Source organism: Cellulomonas sp. ACRRI, assembly GCF_022346185.1.
Taxonomy (GTDB): Bacteria; Actinomycetota; Actinomycetes; order Actinomycetales; family Cellulomonadaceae; genus Cellulomonas.
Window position 1 is genome coordinate 1 of record NZ_JAKRMS010000035.1, and the last position, 17,828, is coordinate 17,828.

Annotated in this window: 14 protein-coding genes; 8 read left to right on the forward strand and 6 right to left on the reverse strand. The window is 76.3% G+C overall.

Translation table 11 applies throughout. The features are described from left to right. Window positions 1-88 precede the first annotated feature (88 nt). From MHY85_RS08765 to MHY85_RS08775, 3 genes are read left to right on the forward strand one after another with little or no spacing between them, the layout of a single operon-like run. Entirely contained in the window at window positions 89-1,093 is a 1,005-nt protein-coding gene (locus MHY85_RS08765) for a MoxR family ATPase (RefSeq protein WP_239195613.1), read from the forward strand. Further along, complete coding sequence (locus MHY85_RS08770) at window positions 1,093-2,313, forward strand: DUF58 domain-containing protein (RefSeq protein WP_239195614.1); 1,221 nt, start codon at window positions 1,093-1,095, stop codon at window positions 2,311-2,313. Before MHY85_RS08765 ends, MHY85_RS08770 begins: the two co-directional genes overlap by 1 nt. Further along, on the forward strand, window positions 2,310-4,556 hold the full coding sequence (locus tag MHY85_RS08775; protein ID WP_239195615.1) for a DUF3488 and transglutaminase-like domain-containing protein: 2,247 nt from the start codon (window positions 2,310-2,312) through the stop codon (window positions 4,554-4,556). The genes MHY85_RS08770 and MHY85_RS08775 overlap by 4 nt, the downstream gene beginning before the upstream one ends. Window positions 4,557-4,910: 354 nt before the next feature. Here the strand turns inward: MHY85_RS08775 and MHY85_RS08780 are convergent, their stop codons facing one another. The 3 genes from MHY85_RS08780 to MHY85_RS08790 are packed head-to-tail and all read right to left on the reverse strand — an operon-like array spanning window position 4,911 to window position 7,082. Beyond that, window positions 4,911-5,300, reverse strand: a complete 390-nt coding sequence (locus MHY85_RS08780) for a DUF3040 domain-containing protein (protein WP_239195616.1) — start codon at window positions 5,298-5,300, stop codon at window positions 4,911-4,913. A gap of 37 nt (window positions 5,301-5,337) precedes the next feature. Next, window positions 5,338-6,645 (reverse strand): DNA polymerase IV, encoded by a 1,308-nt coding sequence (dinB, locus tag MHY85_RS08785; RefSeq protein WP_239195617.1) that lies wholly within the window; start codon window positions 6,643-6,645, stop codon window positions 5,338-5,340. After that, window positions 6,642-7,082, reverse strand: coding sequence for an SAV_6107 family HEPN domain-containing protein (locus tag MHY85_RS08790; RefSeq protein WP_158373175.1), 441 nt, complete (start codon window positions 7,080-7,082; stop codon window positions 6,642-6,644). Before MHY85_RS08790 ends, dinB begins: the two co-directional genes overlap by 4 nt. A 273-nt stretch (window positions 7,083-7,355) precedes the next feature. On the opposite strand from MHY85_RS08790, the gene MHY85_RS08795 reads away from it, so the two are divergent. Then, complete coding sequence (locus MHY85_RS08795; RefSeq protein ID WP_239195621.1) at window positions 7,356-8,138, forward strand: spermidine synthase; 783 nt, start codon at window positions 7,356-7,358, stop codon at window positions 8,136-8,138. A 90-nt stretch (window positions 8,139-8,228) separates the two neighbouring features. Here MHY85_RS08795 and MHY85_RS08800 read toward each other — a convergent pair whose 3' ends face one another. The 3 genes from MHY85_RS08800 to MHY85_RS08810 all read right to left on the reverse strand — a co-directional run bounded on the left by MHY85_RS08800 (window position 8,229) and on the right by MHY85_RS08810 (window position 11,137). After that, entirely contained in the window at window positions 8,229-8,432 is a 204-nt protein-coding gene (locus MHY85_RS08800; protein WP_146952335.1) for a cold-shock protein, read from the reverse strand. A 303-nt stretch (window positions 8,433-8,735) separates the two neighbouring features. Beyond that, window positions 8,736-10,133, reverse strand: a complete 1,398-nt coding sequence (locus tag MHY85_RS08805; RefSeq protein WP_239195624.1) for a nitrate/nitrite transporter — start codon at window positions 10,131-10,133, stop codon at window positions 8,736-8,738. A gap of 59 nt (window positions 10,134-10,192) precedes the next feature. Continuing rightward, a complete protein-coding gene (locus tag MHY85_RS08810; RefSeq protein WP_239195626.1) occupies window positions 10,193-11,137 on the reverse strand; it encodes a proteasome assembly chaperone family protein in 945 nt (314 codons plus the stop codon). Window positions 11,138-11,434: 297 nt separating this feature from the next. On the opposite strand from MHY85_RS08810, the gene MHY85_RS08815 reads away from it, so the two are divergent. From MHY85_RS08815 to MHY85_RS08830, 4 genes are all read left to right on the forward strand, one after another. After that, entirely contained in the window at window positions 11,435-13,669 is a 2,235-nt protein-coding gene (locus tag MHY85_RS08815; RefSeq protein ID WP_239195628.1) for an AAA family ATPase, read from the forward strand. 69 nt (window positions 13,670-13,738) lie between these two features. Next, the gene (gene serA / locus MHY85_RS08820; RefSeq protein ID WP_239195630.1) at window positions 13,739-14,935 is read left to right on the forward strand and encodes a phosphoglycerate dehydrogenase; all 1,197 of its coding nucleotides are present in this window, start codon (window positions 13,739-13,741) and stop codon (window positions 14,933-14,935) included. A gap of 51 nt (window positions 14,936-14,986) precedes the next feature. Beyond that, window positions 14,987-16,036, forward strand: coding sequence for an aldo/keto reductase (locus MHY85_RS08825; protein ID WP_239195632.1), 1,050 nt, complete (start codon window positions 14,987-14,989; stop codon window positions 16,034-16,036). Between the two features lie 76 nt (window positions 16,037-16,112). Further along, window positions 16,113-17,807, forward strand: a complete 1,695-nt coding sequence (locus MHY85_RS08830; RefSeq protein WP_239195633.1) for an AMP-binding protein — start codon at window positions 16,113-16,115, stop codon at window positions 17,805-17,807. Window positions 17,808-17,828: the final 21 nt, after the last annotated feature.

Genomic DNA, 17,828 nt, shown 5'->3' on the forward strand with positions numbered 1-17,828 from the left:
GGGGAAGTGGGGAGAGCGGGTGCGCGTTCACCTCCCGCGCCGGGGTCGGCGCCGCTTAGGCTTCCCCCAGTCGACCGAGGGGGTCCCCATGCCCGTAGCCGTGCCCGGCGCGTCCGAGATGGACGAGCTCATCACCGTGACGGACCGGATGCGCGCGAGCATCGCCCGCGTCATCACCGGCCGCCCCGAGCTGGTCCGCACCGCCGTGGCCGTGCTGCTCGCCGAGGGGCACCTGCTCCTCGAGGACGTCCCGGGCGTCGGCAAGACGACGCTGGCCAAGGCCCTCGCCCGCACGATCGACTGCACCGTCGGCCGCGTGCAGTTCACCCCGGACCTGCTGCCGAGCGACCTGACCGGCGTCACGATCTACCGCGCCGCGACCCAGGAGTTCGAGTTCCGGCCGGGTCCGGTGTTCTCGCACATCGTGATCGGCGACGAGATCAACCGCGCCTCGCCCAAGACGCAGTCCGCCCTCCTGGAGTCCATGCAGGAGGCCCAGGTCACGGTCGACGGCACCTCCTACCCGCTCCCCCGGCCGTTCCTCGTGGTCGCCACGCAGAACCCGGTCGAGATGGAGGGCACCTACCCGCTGCCCGAGGCGCAGCGCGACCGGTTCATGGCGCGGCTCACCGTCGGCTACCCGACCGCCGAGGCCGAGCTCGCGATGCTCGACACCCAGGAGACGTCCGACCCGCTGGCGACCGTCGTGCCGGTCACCGACGCCGCGCAGGTCACCCGGCTGATCGAGTCGACGCGCCACCTGTACGCGTCGACCGCGGTGAAGCAGTACGTGGTCGACCTGGTCTCCGGCACCCGGGACGACCCGGCGCTGCGGCTGGGCGCCTCGCCCCGCGCCGCGATCCAGCTGCTGCGCGCCGCCAAGGGCCTCGCCGCCGTCGAGGGCCGGGACCACGTGCTCCCCGACGACGTGCAGCAGCTCGCCGAGCCGGTGCTGGCGCACCGCGTCATCCTCAGCGCCGAGTCGCGCCTGTCCGGCCGCAGCGGGCAGGACGTGATCGGCGACCTCGTCGCCCGCGTGGCCGTCCCCGCGCCGGCCCGCGCGGCGGTGCGCGACCGGACCGCGGCGGGCTGATGCGCCTGCGCCCGACCCGCCGCGGCGTGGGCCTCGTGGTCCTCGGCCTGGCCGTGGGCGCGACCGGCACCGCGTTCGGGTCCACCGACCTGCTGACCATCGGGACGCTCCCCGTCCTGCTGGTCGTGCTCGGCATGCTGGCCGTCGGCGTCGTCGACCCCGGACGCGGCCAGGGCCTGCGCACCCGCCGCACGGTGCAGCCCGACCCGGTGCACGTCGGCCGGACCGCCGACGTGCAGGTCGAGGTCGGGCTCGCCCGCGGCGCGTCGCGGGCCCGGCTGACCGACCTCCAGCTCCGCGAGCAGGCCGCCGTCGAGCTGTCCGGCGGCCGGCCGCTGCGCGCCACCGTCGCCCGCGAGCCGCGCGCCGTCCGCCTGCGCTACCCCGTGCACGCGACCCGGCGCGGCCGCTGGGCGCTCGGGCCCCTGGTGGTCACCCGCACCGACCCGTTCGGCGTCGCCCGGGTCCGTGCCACCCTCGGCGCCCGGGAGACGGTCACCGTGTGGCCGGCCGTCGTGGACCTGCCGGTGCCGCGCGAGCTGCTGGTCGCCGAGCCCGAGCGGTCCGTCGTCGGCGCCCGGTCCGCCGCCCCCGACGACGCCGCGCTGCGCGACTACCGCGTCGGCGACGACCTGCGCCGCGTGCACTGGCCCAGCAGCGCCCGCCGCGGCGAGCTCGTCGTCCGGTCCGACGAGCGCGCCGGGATGCGCCCGGTCACCGTGCTGCTCGACCAGCCGGCCCCCGGGGACGCGCTCGAGTGGTGCATTTCGCTGGCCGCGTCGATCGCCCTCGCGACCCACGGCGCCGGCCACCCGACCCACCTGCTGACCGGGACCGCCGCCGACGACCCGCGCGCCGTCCGGCTCGAGGCGCCCGGCCGCCAGCAGCTGCTCGAGGCGACCGTCGACCTGTCCGGGCAGCCCGACGCGGCGACGGCCGAGGCCGCCCTGCTCGCGGAGATCCGCGGTCTGGACGAGGCCGACGGCGGGTCCGGGCTGGTCATCGCCGTGCTCGGCCCGCAGGGCCCCGCGGGGCGTGCCGCGCTCGCCGGGGTCAGCCAGACCCGCCCGGGGTGGGCGCTCGTGCGCGGCGCGGACGACGACGAGCGGGCCACCGCCACGGCGCGGCAGCTGCGCCGCGCCGGATGGCGCGTCGCCCAGGCCGAGCCGGGCGCCGACCTCGCGGCGACCTGGTGGCGGCTGACGGGCGGCGCGGCGTGAGCGGCGGGGCGACCCTGCGCCGCGGCTGGCGCTCCCCCGCGGCCACCGCGCTGACCGCCGTCGCCACCTGCACGGCCCTCGGCGCGATGTCGGGCCTGCTCGCCGGCGGCACCTGGGTGCTCCGCGCGGTCCTCGCCGTCGCCGGCGCGGCGCTGGTGGTGGGCGGCACCCGCAGCCTGACCCGGTCCACCTGGCTGCCGTCGCTCGTCGGTCTGCTGGTCGGCGCGTACGCGCTGCTCGCCTTCTACGCCACGCCGCCAGGGGGCAACCCCCTGCTGGTCGGGCCCGGCACGGTCCGGCACGCGGACCAGCTCGTGCAGCAGGCGGCGCAGCTCATCGAGACGTCGGTCGTGCCGATGGCCGTCTGGCCGCCGGTCGAGCTCATCCTCGTGGCCGCGGCGGTCCTGGTCTTCCTGGCCGCCGATCTGCTCGCGGTGGGCTGCGGCATGCCGGCGCTGACCGGCATCGCGTACGTCGCCGTGTGGACGCCCGCCGTGGTGCTCGGCTTCCCGGGCAGCACCTGGGCGCTCGCCGCGACGGGCTTCTGCTACCTGCTCCTGCTCGCGCTCGCCCAGCCCCCGGTGTCCCGCGACGGCGCCGGGCGGCGCGCCGGCGTCGTGCTGGCCGGGGCCGCGGGTCTGGTCGCGGTGACCCTCGCGGCGGGCCCGGCCGTCTCGGCAGTGCCGGTGTGGTCGTGGGTCGACCTGCCCGACGTGGGCACCGGCGCGGTGGGGCCGGTCCGGCTCGCGGACGACCTGGACCTCCGGGAGAGCCTGCGCGACCAGTCCTCCCAGGTCGTGCTCACGTACACCGTCGAGCGCGTGGACGACGACGCCGACGGCCCCGCCGCCACCGCGTCGCTCGTCGGCCCGCTGCGCTCGTTCACGCTCCGCGACTTCGACGGCCGGTCCTGGCAGCGCGAGCCCGGCGCCGACCTGACCGAGTGGGACCCCGAGGGCCTGCTCGCGTCGGACCGGTCCCTGATCGGGGCCGCCCCCGAGGCCTCCCGCGGCACCCTCACCGACGTCGACGTCAGCATCGGCGCCCTCCGCGAGCAGCGGCTGCCCGTCACCACCTTCCCGCGGACCGTGCAGATCGACGGCCCGTGGACGTACGACGCCGCCCGGGACGAGGTGGTCAGCCGCGACCGCACCGAGGCGGGCGGGCGCTACCACATGGTCGTGGAGGTCCCGGACCTCAGCCCCGACGTGCTGCGCACCTCCTCCGGCGACGTGCCGGAGGAGGTGCAGGGCTACCTCGACGTGCCCGACACCGAGCACGCCGACGACCTGCGCGCCCTCGCCGCCGAGCTCACCGCCGACGCCACGACGCCCTACGACCAGGCGCTCGCCCTGCAGACCTACTTCCGCGACGGCACCCAGTTCCGCTACGACACCTCGATCGACCCCGGGGAGAGCGACGACGCCGTCTGGGACTTCCTGCAGAGCCGCCGCGGGTACTGCGTCCAGTTCGCCACCTCGATGACCGTGCTCGCCCGCACGCTCGGCATCCCCGCCCGGCTCGGCGTCGGCTTCCTGCCCGGCGAGCTCGGCACCGACCGCTCGTACCGGGTCACCGGCGCCGACGCGCACGCCTGGCCCGAGCTGTACTTCCCCGGCACCGGCTGGGTCCGGTTCGAGCCGACCCCGGCCGTGCAGACCGGACCGCCGCCGTCGTGGAGCAACCCGTTCAGCGCGTCCGCCCCGACCACCGCGCCGTCCGCCGCCACCCCGCGCGTCACGACCAGCCCGAGCGCCGCCGCCACCACCGCGGCGCCGCAGGACCAGGGCGGCCTGCCCGGCGTCGTCGCGAACCCGCGCACCCGCGGCCCGCTGATCGCGGTCGTCGCGCTGCTCGTCGTCGCCGCGGGCGTCGCCGCCGCGCTGGCGGTGCACCGGCGCAGGCGGCCCGCTCCCGGACTCGCGCCCGAGGTCGCGTGGCGCCGGCTGCGCGACCGGCTCCGGCGTGCCGGCATCACCTGGGCCGACTCCCGGACGCCGCGGCAGGCCGTCGCGGCGGTGCGCGCGCAGGTCGAGGCGCGGCGCGGGCGTCCGCTCGGCCCGGAGGCCGACCGCGCGCTGCTGGCGCTGGCGGGCGCGCTGGAGCGGGAGCGGTACGCGCCGGACCCCGAGGCGTACGACCCCACCGAGCTGCAGAGCTGGGTGGCCGCGGTGCTGACCGACGTCAGCACCCGCGCCCCCGGCGACGGCCCGGCGGCCAGCCCGCTGCCCGCCGAGGCCTGAGCGCCGCGACGCCGAGCCCCGCGGACCCTTCGGGCTCGGCGCTTCGGCCCGAGATCGGTGCATCGGCCCGGGATCAGTGCATCGACCCGAGATCGGTGGTCGCAAGCACCGATCTCGACAGGAACCACCGATGTCGCGGCCGCCGCGGGAGCCGAGCACCCTCGCCGCGGCGCGGGGCGAGCCGCCGGACCGCGTCGCGGCGCGCGACGGTGTGCCGGGCGCGCCGCGCCCGCGCGGGTCCCTGGCGGGCCGGCCCCGGGCGACGGCGCCCCGCAGGCGCGCGCGGGCCCGCCTCGGTGAGGCGGGCCCGGGTGCGGTGGTGCCGCCGGGGTCAGGCGGGCGTGAGCGGGGTCGTCAACGACCCTGGTCGCGCCGCTTGTCCCAGCGGTCCTCCATGCGTGACATGAAACCCTTCTTGGCCTTGGGAGCCGCAGGGCGCGGTGCGGTGCTGCCGTCGGGCCGCACGACGCCGACCGGCCCGCCACCGTGGCGCGGGCGCGTGAACGCGATCGCGACGGAGGCGAACATGACGACGAAGCCCAGCACACCCAGCCACACCTGCGACTGCGCGGCACCCACCACCAGCAGCAGCAGCCCCAGGACGGCACCGATGCCGCCCAGGACGTACCGCAGGACCGGCTTGCGTCCACGCGATGTCAGCGTGTTCGCGAGCCGGGGATCATCAGACGTGAGCTGACGCTCCATCTGCTCCAGTACACGTTGTTCGTACTCGGAGAGAGGCATTCCAACCCCCGTGCTCCGCCGTCGGGACTACTTCACCTCAGGATAGATGGCCGTCGGCCAACTCGGTAGTCGAGCGCTCCCCCGCAGCGGGTGACCCTGCCGACACCTCGCGCGCGGACCGCCCCACCGCGGGGGTCCCGGCGCCGATCGCCGCACGCCCGAACCGCGCGCGCACCAGGTCCATGGCGCGCTCGGCGTCCCGCCGCGCGTCGGGGTTCGACGCGGCGGCCTCGTCGAGGGTCGGCTGGCGGACGACCTCCGCGGCCGGCACCAGACCCTCCGCCCGGACCCCGACGAGCCGCACCGGGAGTCCGCCCAGGTCCGCCGCGGCGAGCAGGTCGCGGGCCACCAGGTACAGCTCGCGGCCCACGTCGGTCGGCTGCGGCAGCGTCCGGGACCGGGTGAGCGTCCGGAAGTCCGAGGTGCGCACCTTCACCGCGACGGTGCGGGCGACCAGCCGCTGCGCGCGGAGCCGGCCGGCGCACCGGTCCGCCAGCTCGAGCGCCTTGCTCTCGACCACCCGCATGTCCCGGACGTCGACGGCGAACGTCTCCTCCGCGCCGACGCTCTTCTCCTCGCGGCCCGGCGTGACCGGCCGCGGGTCCCGCCCCCAGGCGAGGTCGTGCAGGTGCGCGCCCGCGACCTTGCCGACGGCGCGCTGCACGACGGACACGTCGCTGTCGGCGAGCTCGGCGACGGTGCGGATGCCCCAGCGCTCGAGCGCGGCGGCGGTCCGCTCCCCGACCCCCCACAGCGCGCCGACCGGCAGCACCCGGAGGAAGTCGAGGGTGGCGGCCCGCGGCACCAGCAGCACCCCGTCGGGCTTGGCGTGCCCGGAGGCGAGCTTGGCGACGAACTTCGTGGCACCGATGCCGACGGAGCAGGTGATGCCGTGCCGGGCCTGGACCCGCTCGCGGATGAGCGCCGCGATCCGGGTGGGGCTGCCGAGCCGGCGCCGGGCGCCGCTGACGTCGAGGAAGGCCTCGTCCACGCTCACCTGCTCGACGAGGGAGGTGACGTCGTGCAGCACCTCCATGACGCTGCGCGACACCTCCGTGTAGGCGGCGTGGTCCGGCGGGACGACGATCGCCTGCGGGCACATCCGCAGCGCCACGGCCATCGGCATCGCCGAGTGCACGCCGAACGCGCGCGCCTCGTACGTCGCGGCGAGCACCACGGAGCGCTCGGAGCCGCCGACGATCACGGGCTTCCCGCGCAGGTGCGGCCGCCGTGCCAGCTCCACGGAGGCGAAGAACGCGTCCATGTCGACGTGCAGGATCGAGCAGCCGTCCTCCTCGGCGCCCCAGTCGCGCTTCGCGTCCTGCGACCGCGGGCCGCGGCTCATCCGGCCCGCGCCGCCTCGACCTCGGCCGCCGCGCTCTCCAGCTCGGCGCGGACCAGGTCCAGGAAGTCCTCGGCGTGGCACAGCACCTGCTCGGCGCGCTCGGCGGAGACCGCGTCGAACCGCCCCGCGTCGACGGCCGCGCGCAGCCCGGCGCCGGCGGCGAAGTACCCGGACCACCGGCTCATCTCCGGGGCGACCCGGTCGAGCAGCTCCCACACCGTGCGCGGGCCGCGGCGCGCGGACAGCGGCTGCCGCTCGGCGAGCACGGCCGCGCCGGCCCGGAGCGCGGCGAGGTGCGCGTGGGTGAACTGCTCCCAGGGCTCGGAGGAGAACTGGGCCGCGACCAGCTCGGCGTCGGCACGCTGCAGCAGCTCGGCCGTGCGGCCCGACAGCCCGGGCGCCGCACTCCGCAGGGCACGAAGGGTCTTGACCGGCATCGCGCACCTCCCTCTCTCGACTGCTCCAGTATCGAACACCTGTTCGAACGCGTCAACCCGTACGGTGGCCGGATGGCGTCCCGTGGCCGGTCCGGCCGAACCAGCAGGTCGGACAGGACCGTCGGGGGCCGGCGACCTGCTCCAGAGTCCCACCGGCCACCGACACGCGGCCGCGGGACGGGGTCGGGCGGCCCGCAGGCCTGGCCGGACGGACCCGTCCCGATCGCCACCGGGACCGCCGAGGTCCTGCGCTCCCCCGACGACCCGGACGCCGTGACCCTGCTGGTGAACGGGGTGCCGAGCTCGCACCTCGACCTCGGCGACCCCGAGCGCCTCGACTTCGAGTACATGCAGCAGATCGCGGCGGTGCTGGACCACCTGCCGACCGCGGACGGCCCGTTCCGCGCGGTCCACCTGGGCGCCGCGGGCTGCGCGCTGGCGCGGTGGGGGCACGCGCGGTTCCCGGGCGCCCGGCAGATCGCCGTCGACCTCGACCCGGTGCTGGTGGCCCTCGTGCGCGACTGGTTCGACCTCCCCCGGTCCCCGGCGCTGCGCCTGCGGGCGGGCGAGGCGCGCGCGGAGCTCGGCACGCTCCCGGACGCCAGCGCGGACGCGGTCGTGCGCGACGTGTTCGCCGGCGACCGCACGCCCCCGCACGTGACCACCGAGGAGTTCGTCCGGGACGTCGCCCGCGTGCTGCGGCCCGGCGGCGTGTACCTCGCGAACTGCGCCGACCGCCCGCCGCTCGCCCTCGCGCGCGCCGAGGCCGCGACGCTCGGTGCCGTGTTCCGGCACGTGGGCGTCGTCGCCGAGCCCGCCGTGCTGCGCGGGCGGCGGTACGGGAACCTCGTGCTCGCCGGCACGGACGACCCGGCGCTGCTGGCGGACGCCGGGCTGGCGCGCGACCTGCGGTCCCTGCCCGTGCCGGCGCGGCTCCTCGTCGACGAGGACCTCACGGCGTTCGTCGGCCGCGCCGCGCCGTTGCGCGACGCCGCGCCGGAGCTGGTGCCGGAGGCCGGTGCCGACCGCGAGCCGGAGCCCCTCCCGCCGGCCTGACCCGCACCCGGCCCCGGACGCGGACGAGGCCGCACCCCGGGAGGGGGTGCGGCCTCGTCGTGCGATCGGCCCGCGGGGGCGACCGTCAGATCAGAGCGGGCGGACCTTCTCCGCCTGCGGGCCCTTGGGGCCCTGGGTGATCTCGAACTCGACGCGCTGGCCCTCGTCGAGCGAGCGGTAGCCCTGGGAGTCGATGGCCGAGTAGTGCACGAAGACGTCGGCGCCGCCGCCGTCCTGGGCGATGAAGCCGTAGCCCTTCTCAGCGTTGAACCACTTGACAGCACCCTGTGCCATGTTCTTGTCCTTCTGTCCATCCGGTGACGGTGCCGGGAACTCCCCGGACCGTGCCGCAATGCCTATCCCGCGTCCTGCACCGGGTGGACCAGCCGGATGGCTGGAAGGTGCCGCGCGGGTGTCCCCGGAAGGGGGCCCGACCGGCGCCGGTCAAGCGTCAGTACGTCACTGCAACACGGCGATCCTCTCACGCAGGTCATCGCGACGCCACGGTTCTCCCGGGCCCGATGTCGCGTCGATCACAACGATCCGGTCACGGTGCGATCACAGCACGACCACACCGACCGACCGGTCGGCAGGGGTTCAGACCGCGAGCCCCGGATGCGCCCGGCGGGCCCCCCGGCGGCCGAGCAGCATCGCCCCGACGCCGAGCGCCCAGGGCACCGCGACCCACGCGAACGCGGCCCGGAAGGCCGCGAGGTCCCGCGCGCCGCTCCCGGCACCGCCGCCGGAGGCCGCGTCCAGCACGATCCCGACGACGAGCATCGTCGCCAGCGCACCGACGAACCCGCCGGTGTTGACGAAGCCGGTCGCCGTGCCGAGCCGCCGCGGCGGCGTGCAGGACCGCGCGACGTCGAACGCCACCAGCGACGTCGGGCCACCGACCGCCACGACCACCACGAACCCGCACAGCACCGCGTACGGCACGGGCTCCGACGGCAGGGTGACCGACAGCCAGGCCAGCCCGATCGCCGCCGACGTCCCCAGGGCCAGCGGCATCCGCGCGCGCGGGTGCCGGCCCACGACGACCCCGATGACGGGGCCGGCGACGACCGCGGCCACGACGTTGAGCGTGAGCAGCGCGCTCGCCTCGCCCGCGGTCCGCCCCTGGCCCTCGACGAAGAACGCGTACCCCCACAGCAGCACGACGACGTGGTTGCTGAACTGACCGGAGAAGTGCATCCAGAACGCCAGGCGCGCCCCGGGGTCGCCGAGGACCGCGCGCAGCGCCCCGGGCTCGCGGGGCGCTCGCGCGCGCGCCGGGCGCCACCGCCGGCGCAGGAGACCCGCGCGCCACCACGGTGCTGGTGCGGCGCCGGCGGCCAGGCCCGCCGCGACCCCCGCCTCGGCCTGCTCCCCCGCCGACGCGCCCGGCTCCCCGGGCGACCCGGGCCCGCCGGGGACGTCCGGCTCGACCGGCGCGTCCCGCACCACCGCGACCACGGCGACGGTCGCGACGACCCCCACGGCGGCGACCGACAGGAACGTGGTCCGCCAGCCCTCGGCGTGCAGCAGGGCGACGACGGGGACGGCCGACAGCACCTGCCCGAGCTGCCCGAGGCTGCCGGTGAGCTGGGTCATGACCGGGACCCGCCGCGCCGCGAACCACGCCGGCACGAGCCGCACCACCGAGACGAACGTCAGCGCGTCGCCCGCGCCGACCAGCACCCGGCCGGCGAGCACCCAGCCCGCGGACGGGGCGAGCGCCAGCACCGTCTGCCCGAGCGCCATCACGGCCGCGCCGGACGCGACGAGGACCCGGGGGCCGTACCGGTCGAGCAGCACGCCGACGGGCACCTGGAGCAGCGCGTAGACGACCAGCTGCGCGACCGCCATCGTCGCCAGCAGCGCCGAGGAGACCCCGAACAGCTCGGTGACCTCGAGCGTGGCGACGCCGAGGGACGACCGGTTCATGATCGCGACGACGTACGCGCCGACCGCGACGGACCAGACGAGCAGGGCGCGGCGGTCGGTGGTCACGTGCAGCCATTCTGCCCGCCCGGGCGCGGGGCCCGGACGAGTCGGCGGTCACACCGCGGTCAGAACCCCGTGCCCGGCCCCTTCTCGTCGCCCTGCTGGGCGAGGAACCGCTCGAACTCCGCGCCGAGCTCGTCGGCGGTCGGCAGCTCCGCGGTCTCGGCGAGCAGGCTCGGCCGCCCGATGTTCCGGGCGAACGCGTCGTACTGCTGCTCGAGCGCGTGCACCACCGTCTGCACCTCGGGCTGCTCCTCGACCTGGCGCTCGACCTCCAGCATCGTCTCGGACGCGGCCTCGGTCAGCGCCCCGAGGTCGAGCTCCAGCCCGGCGGCGCGCTGGACGTGCTCCAGGCCGGTGATGGACGCCTGCGGGAACGGCGACTGCGCGAGGTAGTGCGGGACGTGCACCGCGAAGCCCATGGCGTCGTGACCGGACTGGCCGAGCCGGATCTCCAGCAGGGTGCCCGCGGAGGCGGGTACCTGCACGGTGCCGAACCAGGACGTGTAGTCCGCGACCAGCTCCGGCCGGTTGGCGTGGGCGGTGACCGACAGCGGGCGGGTGTGCGGGATCCCCATCGGGATGCCGTGCAGCCCGACCGTGAGCGGGACGTCGAACCGCTCGACGATCTGCCGCACGGCGGCGGCGAACCGCTCCCACTGGACGTCCGGCTCGACGCCGTGCAGCAGCAGGAACGGCACCCCGGAGGTGTCGCGCACCAGGTCGACGGCGAGCTCGGGCTCGTCGTACTCGCCCCAGTGGTCGCCCTCGAAGGTGGCGGTGGGGCGGCGGGAGCGGTAGTCGAGCAGCTGGTCGACGTCGAACGTCGCCAGCCGCTCGGTCGGGAGCTGCTCGGTCAGGTGCTCGGCCGACAGCCGCCCGGCGCCGCCGGCGTCCACGAAGCCGCGCACGGCGTGCACGAGCACCGGCCCGCTGCCGCCCGCGGTCCGCGCCTCGACCTCGGCGGCGACCGCCGGGTCGACGGCGTAGATCTCGCTCGGGTCCAGCATGGGGTCCTCCCTGGGGGTCAGTCCGCGCGCCGCCCGGGGGGCGGCGTCCTGAGGGTGACAACACCGCGGGCGCCCCGGCTCTTCCCGACGCCGTGGCGGATCTTCCAGCAGGCCGCCCGCCCGTGCCGGGGCGGGCCGACCGCCACCCGGTCGGTCGTCGCACACCCCGCCCGGCATGGTGGAGAATGGACGGCCGCTCCGGCGCCCGTCGACCCCGTCGACCCGCGCGGGCGCGGCGCAGGACGGTGGTGCCACCCGGGGGTCCGGGCGCCACGGGGACGACCGACGGGAGCACGCGTGACCGGGATCGAGGCGCAGCTGGCGGCCGAGCAGGAGGTCGTCGACGGCCTGTACGCGCGGCTGGACGAGCTGCGGGCGGGCACCCGCGACCGGCTGGCGGAGGTCCGCCGGGTGGGCCCGTCGGGCTCGCCCCAGAACCGCTCGGAGCGGGACGCGTTCGCCACGCTCTACGAGGACCGCCTCGCTCGCCTGGAGGCCGTGGAGGACCGCCTGGCGTTCGGCCGGCTGGACCTGGCCGACGGCGGGCGCCGGTACATCGGCAGGATCGGGCTGAACGACGACGAGCACGCCTCGATCCTGACGGACTGGCGCGCGCCGGCGGCGCAGTCGTTCTACCGCGCGACCTCCGCGAACCCGGACGGCGTCGTGCAGCGCCGGCACCTCGTCACCCGCGGGCGCCGCGTGACCGGACTCGAGGACGAGGTCATCGACCTCGACGTGCTCGCCGACGAGGAGGCCGCCGCCCGGCTCGGCGCCCTGTCCGGCGAGGGCGCGCTCCTGGCGGCGCTGGCCGCCCGGCGCACCGGCCGGATGGGCGACATCGTCGCGACCATCCAGGCGGAGCAGGACGCGATCATCCGCGCGGACCTCGCCGGCGCCCTCGTCGTCCAGGGCGGCCCCGGCACCGGCAAGACCGCCGTGGCCCTGCACCGCGCCGCCTACCTGCTGTACGCGCACCGTCGCGTCCTGGAGCGCTCCGGCGTGCTGCTGCTCGGCCCCAGCCGCACCTTCCTGCGGTACATCGACCAGGTGCTCCCGTCCCTGGGCGAGACCGGTGTCGTGTCGACCACGGTCGGCGAGCTGTTCCCCGGCGTCGTCGCGACCGGGTCCGAGGACGACGCCGTCGCCGAGATCAAGGGCCGCCCGGTCTGGCGGAAGATCATCGAGCGCGCCGTGCGGCAGCGGCAGCGCGCGCCGCAGCAGCCGACGGTCGTGACCGTCGACGGCCACCGCATCGTCGTGAAGCCGTCCGACGTGCGCGGCGCGATCAACCACGCCCGCCGCGGCCACCGGCCGCACAACCAGGCGCGCGTGACCTTCGTGCGCGACATGCTGGGCCGGCTCGCGGAGCAGTACGTCAGCCAGCTCGGCTGGTCGGTCGCGCCGGACGAGCGCGGCGAGATCCTCGAGGAGCTGCGCACCACCCGGGAGATCCGGATCGCGCTCAACCTCGCGTGGATGCCCCTGACCCCGCAGGGCCTGGTGTCCGCCCTGCTGTCGAAGCCGGCCCGCCTCGACGCCGCCGCGCCGGAGCTGTCCGCGCACGAGCGCGCCGCCCTGCTCCGCGACGCCGACGCCCCGTGGACCGAGGCCGACGTCCCGCTGCTCGACGAGGCCGCGGAGCTGCTCGGCGAGGACGACCAGGCCGCCCGCGCCCAGGCGAAGCACGACGCCGCGCAGCGCGCCCAGGAGCTCGACTACGCCCGGCAGGTGCTGGAGCAGTCCGGCACCGGGCTGGTGTCGGCCGAGCTGCTGGCCGACCGGTTCGCCGCGACCGGCCCGGCGCTCACCACCGCCGAGCGCGCCGCCGCCGACCGCACCTGGACCTACGGCCACGTGGTGGTCGACGAGGCGCAGGAGCTGTCCCCGATGGCGTGGCGGATGGTGCTGCGCCGGGTGCCGACCCGGTCGCTGACCGTCGTCGGCGACGTGGCGCAGACCTCGACCGCCGCCGGTACCCGGGACTGGGCCGCGACGTTCGACCGGATCCTGGCGGGCGGCTGGCGGCTGGCGGAGCTGACCGTGAACTACCGGACGCCCGCCTCGGTGGCCCGCGCGGCCGAGCGCGTGGGCCGCGCGGCCGGGCTGCCGCTGACGCCGACGACCTCGGCGCGGGACGTCGAGGACGCGCTGCGCACCGAGCAGGTCGACGCGGCGGCGGTGCCCGCGGCGGTCGCCCGGCACGCGGAGGCCGCGCTCGCCGCGGTCCGCGACGCGAGCGGCGCGGGGCGGGTGGCCGTCATCGCGGCGCCGGAGGCGCTGCCCGCGCTCGCCCGGGCGCTGCCGCAGGCCGGCGCCACCCGCGCCGGCGCGCCCGACCTGGACGCGCCCCTGACGCTGATGTCGCCGACCCAGAGCAAGGGCCTGGAGTTCGACGCCGTGGTCCTGGTCGAGCCCGCGGACGTGCTCAAGAGCGGGGCGGGCGACCTCTACGTGGCGATGACCCGGCCGACGCAGTCGCTCCGGGTGGTGCACAGCCGGCCGCTCCCCGCGGGCTGGGAGGCGGGCTGACGCGGGGCACCGGTGTCCGAGGACCGGGACCGGCTTGGAACCGTGCGCCCGGAGGCGCACCATAGGCGCGTGCTACGCGCCCTGCTCCTCGAGAACCTGCATCCTCAGGCCCGCACCATCATGGAGGCGGCCGGCTACGAGGTCGTCACGCGCTCCGGCGCGCTCGACGAGTCCGAGCTGATCGAGGCCCTGCAGGGCGTGCACCTGCTCGGCATCCGGTCCAAGACCCAGGTGACCGAGGCGGTGCTCGACGCCGCGCCGGACCTGGTCGCGATCGGCGCCTACTGCATCGGCACGAACCAGATCGACCTGCACGCGGCCGCGTCCCGCGGCGTGGCGGTGTTCAACGCCCCGTTCTCGAACACCCGCTCGGTCGTCGAGATCGCGCTGGCCGACATCATCGCGCTGACCCGGCGGCTCACGGTGCTCGACCGGTCGATGCACGACGGCGTCTGGAACAAGTCGGCGGACGGCGCGCACGAGGTGCGCGGCCGCACGCTCGGCATCGTCGGCTACGGCAACATCGGCACCCAGCTGTCCGTGCTCGCCGAGAACCTCGGCATGTCGGTCGTGTTCTACGACACCGCCGAGAAGCTCGCGCTGGGCAACGCCCGTCGGGCCGAGACGCTGGACGAGCTGCTCGACGTCGCCGACATCGTGACCCTGCACGTCGACGGCCGCAGCGGCAACGCCGGCCTGTTCGGCGCCAAGCAGTTCGCCCGGATGCGAGAGGGCGCGATCTTCCTCAACCTGTCCCGCGGCTTCGTCGTCGACTACGCGGCGCTGCGCGACGCGGTGCTCGCCGGGCACGTGGCCGGCGCGGCCGTGGACGTGTTCCCGGTCGAGCCGAAGCGCAAGGGCGACCCGTTCACCTCCGAGCTGCGCGGCCTGCCGAACGTCATCCTCACCCCGCACACCGGCGGGTCGACGGAGGAGGCGCAGGAGGCGATCGGGCAGTTCGTGTCGAACAAGCTGCGCGACTTCATGAACACCGGCACCACGATGCTCAGCGTCAACCTGCCGAACCTCACGCTCGAGGCCCGCCCCGGCGTGCACCGGCTCACGTACCTGCACCGCAACGTCCCCGGCGTCCTGGCGGCGGTCAACAACACGTTGGCCGAGCACGGCGCGAACATCGAGGGCCAGCTCCTCGCGACCCGCGGCGAGGTCGGCTACGTGGTGACCGACGCCGTGGCGGTGGAGCCCGAGGTCGTCGCGGCCCTGCGCGCACGCCCGGAGACGATCCGCCTGCGCGTCGTCGACTGACGACCCGCGCCGTCCGGCGGGGCGCCCGGCCCACGCGCTAGCGTCGGGCACGTGCACCTCGCCGACGACGCCCGCCACGACCGACTCCCCCTGCGCCGCGCCGGCCGTTCCGGCCTGGACCTGCCCGCGGTGACCCTGGGTCTCTGGCAGAACTTCGGGGACGCCACGCCGTTCGCCGACCAGCGCGCCCTCGTGCTCGCGGCGTTCGACGCCGGCGTCGTGCACCTCGACCTGGCGAACAACTACGGCCCGCCGCCGGGCGCGGCGGAGGAGAGCGTCGGCCGGCTGCTCGCGACCGACCTCGCGCCGTACCGGGACGAGCTCCTCGTCGCGACGAAGGCCGGCTACCGGCAGTGGCCGGGACCGTACGGCGAGTTCGGCTCGCGGAAGTACCTGCTCGCGTCCCTCGACCAGTCGCTGCGCCGGCTCGGCACCGACCGGGTCGACGTGTTCTACAGCCACCGGTACGACCCGAGCACGCCGCTGGAGGAGACCATCGGCGCGCTCAAGACCGCCGTCGACTCCGGCCGCGCGCTGTACGCCGGGATCTCGTCCTACTCCGCCCGCCGCACGGCCGAGGCGCTGGCGGTCGCCGACGACCTGGGCCTGCGGCTGACCCTGCACCAGCCGTCGTACTCGATGCTGAACCGCTGGGTCGAGCAGCCCGACGGCGAGGCCGGCGACCGCAGCCTGCTCGACGTCGCCGGGGAGGCCGGGCTCGGGGTCGTCGCGTTCTCCCCCCTCGCCCAGGGCATGCTCACCCGCAAGTACCTGGGCGGCGTCCCCGAGGACTCCCGGGCCGCGCGGGGCGGGCCGCTGCGCGCCGAGTACCTGAGCGACGAGAACCTGGACCGGGTGCGCGCGCTGAACGCGGTGGCGGAGGCCCGGGGCCAGTCCCTCGCGCAGCTCGCGATCGCCTGGGTGCTGCGCGACCCGCGGGTGACGTCGGTCGCGCTCGGTGCCCGCACCCCGGAGCAGCTCCGGGAGAACCTCGCCGCGGTCGACGGCCCTCCGCTGACCGACGACGAGCTGGCCGAGATCGACCGGCACGCCGTCGACGCGGGGATCAACCTGTGGGGCTCGCGGTCCTCCGACCTGTGACACGCACAGCCAACCCGGTGCCGTCGCGTCGGCCTACGCACACGTAACCTACGCATCCGTAGGTTACGGTGGGCCCGTGACCGACTTCACGCGACCGTGGCACTCCTCCTACGCGCCGGGCGTCCCGCCCGTCGTCGACGTGCCGGAGGAGCCGCTGACCGCCGCTCTCGACCGTGCCGCCGCGGCCTGGCCCGATCGGGTGGCCGTCGACTTCCTGGGCGCGGCCACCACCTACGCCGAGCTCGCGGGCGCGGTGGCCCGCGGCGCGTCGGTGCTCCGCGGCCTGGGCGTGCGCGCGGGCGACCGCGTCGCGATCGTGCTGCCCAACTGCACCTCGCACGTCGTCGCGTTCTACGCCGCGCTGCGGCTCGGCGCCGTCGTCGTCGAGACCAACCCGACCTACACCGCCGACGAGCTCGCGCACCAGCTCGGCGACTCCGGCGCCACCGTCGCCCTCGTGTGGGAGAAGGCCGTGGCACCGGCGCTCGCCGCGCAGAGCCGCACCGCGGTCCGCACCGTCGTCGCCGTGGACGTCTCGGCGGACCTGCCCGCGGCCAAGCGGCTCGCGCTGCGCCTGCCGCTCCCCGCCGCCCGCCGGACCCGCGCCGCCCTGCGCGCCGGGCTCCCCGCGGGCACCCCGGTCTGGCACCGCCTGGTCGCCGGGGCCACGGCCCTGCCGGCCGGGACGCCGCGTCCGACGGCGGACGACGTCGCCCTGCTGCAGTACACCGGCGGGACCACCGGCACGCCGAAGGCCGCCGTGCTCACGCACCGGAACCTGGTGGCGAACGCGGTGCAGGGCCAGGCGTGGACCCAGGCGCAGCCGGGCACCGAGACCATCTACGGCGTGCTGCCGTTCTTCCACGCGTTCGGCCTCACGCTCTGCCTCACCTACGCGACCCGGGTCGGCGCCACGCTCGTCGCGTTCCCGAAGTTCGACCCGGCGGCCGTGCTCGCCGCCCAGCGCCGCCGCCCCGGGACGTTCCTGCCGGCCGTGCCGCCGATGCTCGACCGCCTGGCGGCCACCGCCGAGGCGACGAAGGCGGACCTGACCTCGTTCCGGTACGCCATCTCGGGCGCGATGTCGCTGTCGGCCGAGACGGCCGCGCGCTGGGAGCGGGTGACCGGCGGCCTGGTGGTCGAGGGCTACGGCATGACCGAGACCTCGCCCGTCGCCCTCGGCAGCCCCCTGTCCCCCGCCCGCCGGCCCGGCGCGCTCGGCCTGCCGTTCCCCAGCACCGACATCCGGGTGGTGGACCAGGAGGACCCGACCCGCGACGTCGAGCCCGGCACCCGCGGCGAGCTGCTCATCCGCGGCCCGCAGGTGTTCTCCGGCTACTGGAACCGGCCGGAGGAGACGGCAGGTCAGCTGCTCCCCGGCGGGTGGCTGCGCACCGGCGACGTCGTCCGGCTGGACGACGACGGCTTCGTGGTCCTGGTCGACCGGATCAAGGAGATGATCGTCACCGGCGGGTTCAAGGTGTACCCGTCCCAGGTGGAGGACAAGCTCCGCGGCATGCCGGGCGTGCGCGACGTCGCCGTGGTCGGCCTGCCCGGCGGCGACCTCGGGGAGAAGGTGGTCGCCGCGATCGTCACCGAGCTCGGGGCGCACGTCGACCTCGCCGCCGTGCGGGAGTGGTGCGGCGAGCGCCTGGCCCGGTACGCGGTGCCGCGCGACCTGGTGATCCTCCCCGAGCTGCCGCGGTCGCAGATCGGGAAGGTGCTGCGCCGGGTGGTCCGCGACGACCTGCTGGCCGCCTCGACGGCCTGAGCCGCTCCGCACGACGCGCGA